At 58.6% G+C, this 3,407-nt stretch carries 3 protein-coding genes; 2 read left to right on the top strand and 1 reads right to left on the bottom strand.

Annotated elements, in window-relative coordinates:
- The coding region (locus DWY03_RS09905) for a PLP-dependent aminotransferase family protein (protein ID WP_147335446.1) at positions 1-1,452 on the bottom strand (1,452 nt) is incomplete at its 3' end.
- A gap of 145 nt (positions 1,453-1,597) precedes the next feature.
- Between DWY03_RS09905 and pdxS the strand changes: the two genes are divergently transcribed.
- Both pdxS and pdxT read left to right on the top strand, forming a co-directional pair.
- Positions 1,598-2,488, top strand: coding sequence for a pyridoxal 5'-phosphate synthase lyase subunit PdxS (gene pdxS, locus DWY03_RS09900; protein WP_117840755.1), 891 nt, complete (start codon positions 1,598-1,600; stop codon positions 2,486-2,488).
- Between the two features lie 20 nt (positions 2,489-2,508).
- Positions 2,509-3,096: a pyridoxal 5'-phosphate synthase glutaminase subunit PdxT gene (gene pdxT, locus DWY03_RS09895; RefSeq protein ID WP_117840753.1), complete on the top strand. Its 588-nt coding sequence runs from the start codon at positions 2,509-2,511 to the stop codon at positions 3,094-3,096.
- Positions 3,097-3,407: the final 311 nt, after the last annotated feature.

The following is a 3,407-nucleotide window of genomic DNA, read 5'->3' as shown; positions in this document are numbered from 1 at the left end:
AGAGCATTTCCCAGTTGACAAAACTATAGGAACACCCCCCATTAGCTGCAATTCCAAGGTAGTTAGTACTTTTGGACTCAGATCGTCATACTGAACAAGAATTTGAGTTGAGTTTTCAGGGACAGATGCGCCATCGGCACACCAAAAACAGTCACCGATATCGATAAAAGGGATGCTCGAGCGCGTGAGGGCCCGTGCAAAAGAGCTTCCGCCCGCGTCACACTCCACGGCCACGACGCAGTAAAGGCCGGCGTCCGCGTACTCGATCGAGACTTCCCCTGCCGGAAACGTTTTCCGTACAAGCGCCGCCAGGCCATCACGCGCCCCACGAGCACGAACGCGCACGCGGTTCACATGTCGCTCGTAATCACCCGATTCCAGCAAACGCGCCAAGGCAACCTGATCAACAGAACTTACCGACGAGGCGTAGAAACCAAGGTTGCGTTTAAACCTCTCCATTAGTTCATCGGGCAGCACCATGTACGCCAAACGTAACGCCGATGAAAGGCTCTTCGAAAACGTGTTGGTGTAGATAACCGACTGGGCGGCATCGATCGACGCGAGCGCGGGAATCGGCTTGCCGGCAAGGCGAAACTCACAATCAAAGTCGTCTTCGATGAGATACCGACCTGGCCGCTCGGCGGCCCAGCTCAGCAACGCATAGCGACGTGCAATGCTCGTCACAAGACCGGTCGGATACTGATGAGACGGCATCAGGTGAAGGACATCGGTCCCGGTTTTCTGCAGCGCGCTCAAGTCCACGCCCTCAGCATCCAACGGGACATGCCGCACTTCGCAACCCATGGCCTGATAGATGCGCGTCAAGCGCAAATAGCCTGGATCCTCGACGGCATACACCTTGTCCGCGCCAAGCAACTGAACCAACATGGTATCGAGCAGCTGGGCGCCCGCACCGATAACGATATTGTCGGGATTGACATTCATGCCCCTTGTCCCGCGCAGATGGCGCGCAATCGCACGTCGCAGTCGAGCGGTGCCCTGCGCCGGTGCGGGCGAAAAGATTTCACGTTCGTCTTCGGACGTCAGCGTCGCCCGTAGCGCACTTTGCCAAAGCCGCGCCGCCTCCAAAGCGGAAGGAGAAAGTGCGTCGAATCGCTCTGCCTGCCCCATGGCATCATGCGCGCTGGGACCAACAGGGACAGCATCTCGGTCGATATCCCCCGCAGCCAAAGCCAAAACCGGCGCATCCGGGAGCTCGCACGCGTAGTAGCCACGACGCGGCATTGAGCAAATATAGCCCTCGGCAAGCAACTGGCTATATGCATTCTCGATGGTAATGACACTGATACCCAGATGACTCGCAAAGGCGCGCTTAGACGGCAGATGCTCCCCCGCCGCAATACGGCCAGCAACAATATCATCGCGAATTTGCTGGTAAACATACTCATAAAGCGATGCTTCGCCGCGATTTTCCAAATTGTAGTCAAGCATGGGTCTATCACCTGACCTTATTGAATCATTCAATCTGGCATTAGTCTGACCTTGTTATTATCTCGAAAACTGAGTATTTCGCCATACCCAGCTCCCCGATAGGATGTTCCGTTAAGCAATGCACATGCCAACCAAGGGAGCAACCATGGCAGAACAGACCAGCAAGGCCGATCGCGTCAAACTCAATCGCGAGCTCGCGCAGATGCTCAAGGGCGGCGTCATCATGGACGTCACCACGCCCGAGCAAGCACGCATCGCCGAGGAGGCGGGCGCCTGCGCCGTCATGGCGCTCGAGCGCATCCCGGCCGACATCCGCGCCGCAGGCGGCGTCTCGCGCATGAGTGATCCCAAGATGATCAAGGGCATCCAAAAAGCTGTCTCCATCCCCGTTATGGCCAAGTGCCGCATCGGCCACATTGTCGAGGCGCAGATCCTGCAGGCCATCGAAATCGACTACATCGACGAATCCGAGGTCCTCTCCCCCGCCGATGATGTCTATCACATCGACAAGACCCAGTTTGACGTGCCGTTTGTCTGCGGCGCCCGCGATCTGGGCGAGGCACTGCGCCGTGTTGCCGAGGGCGCCACGATGATTCGCACCAAGGGCGAGCCGGGCACGGGCGACGTCGTTCAGGCCGTGCGCCATATGCGCAAGATCCAAAAGCAGATCCGCGACGTTGTTGCCCTGCGCGACGACGAGCTCTTTGAGGCAGCCAAGCAGCTGCAGGTTCCGGTCGAGCTGGTGCGCGAGGTCCATGCCGCGGGCAAGCTCCCCGTCGTAAACTTTGCCGCCGGCGGAGTCGCGACCCCCGCCGACGCCGCGCTGATGATGCAGCTGGGCGCCGAGGGCGTCTTTGTTGGCTCGGGCATCTTTAAGAGCGGCGACCCCGCCAAGCGCGCCGCCGCCATCGTCAAGGCCGTGGCAAACTTCACCGACGCCAAGCTCATCGCCGAGCTTTCGGAGGACCTGGGCGAGGCCATGGTGGGCATCAACGCCGACGAAATCGAGATCATCATGGAGGAGCGCGGGCGCTAGTCCAGCAGAAAGGATCGCACATGAGCGATTATGCAGACCAAACGGTCGCCGTGCTGGCGGTCCAGGGCGCTTGTGCCGAGCACGAGGCAAGACTGTCCGAGCTGGGCGCACGTTGTATCGAGATGAGGCAGGCGGCCGATTTGCAGCAGAACTTTGACCGCCTGGTCCTCCCCGGCGGCGAGTCCACCGTTCAGGGCAAGTTACTTGCCGAGCTTGGTATGCTCGATGAGCTTCGCACCCGCATTGTTGAGGGCATGCCCGTCCTGGGCACCTGCGCCGGCTTGATTCTGTTGGCGCGCGATCTTGCCGCCCACGACGATAAGGGGACGCCGCGCTTGGCAACCATGGATGTGCTCGTTGAGCGCAATGCTTACGGCAGACAGCTCGGCAGCTTTCGCACCAAGGGGCAGGTAGGCGGTATCGACTGTGAGGTGCCGCTGACGTTTATCCGCGCGCCCCGCATCGTCGAAGTGCACGGCGACACTGAGGCCCTAGCCGAAGTCGACGGTCGCATCGTCGCCGCCCGCCAAGGCAACCAGCTCGGCGTCACCTTCCACCCCGAGCTCGACGAAGACACCCGCCTCCACGAACTGTTCCTGCAAATGTAGGCAGAATTTAAACGAGCGTGGATTTTCGGACATACAACAAATGAGAGTGGATAATCTCCCACTTTGAGCTTGAATGCAGGCTCAAACCGGGAGATTATCCACTCTCATGCTATGTAGTCGTTGGGGACGTTCTTAAACGACTAGTCAAACAAGAACGTCCCCAACGACCATATTGCGATAGACGACCACGTTTGCCCAGATAAAACCGACCAAAATAAACCTGTCCCTTTTTGGTAGGTTTGGATCAAGGCAACGCCGATGCTTTGGTACCGACAGACACTATGACCCAATCCGAGGGCACTAAAAAGATA

Source organism: Collinsella sp. AF23-2 (assembly GCF_003459245.1).
GTDB lineage: Bacteria > Actinomycetota > Coriobacteriia > Coriobacteriales > Coriobacteriaceae > Collinsella.
This window is presented reverse-complemented; position numbering and strand designations above follow the sequence as displayed.

Coding starts and splice junctions, on each gene's coding strand:
- pdxS (WP_117840755.1), top strand. CDS start 1,598: ATGGCAGAACAGACCAGCAAGGCCGATCGCGTCAAACTCAATCGCGAG.
- pdxT (WP_117840753.1), top strand. CDS start 2,509: ATGAGCGATTATGCAGACCAAACGGTCGCCGTGCTGGCGGTCCAGGGC.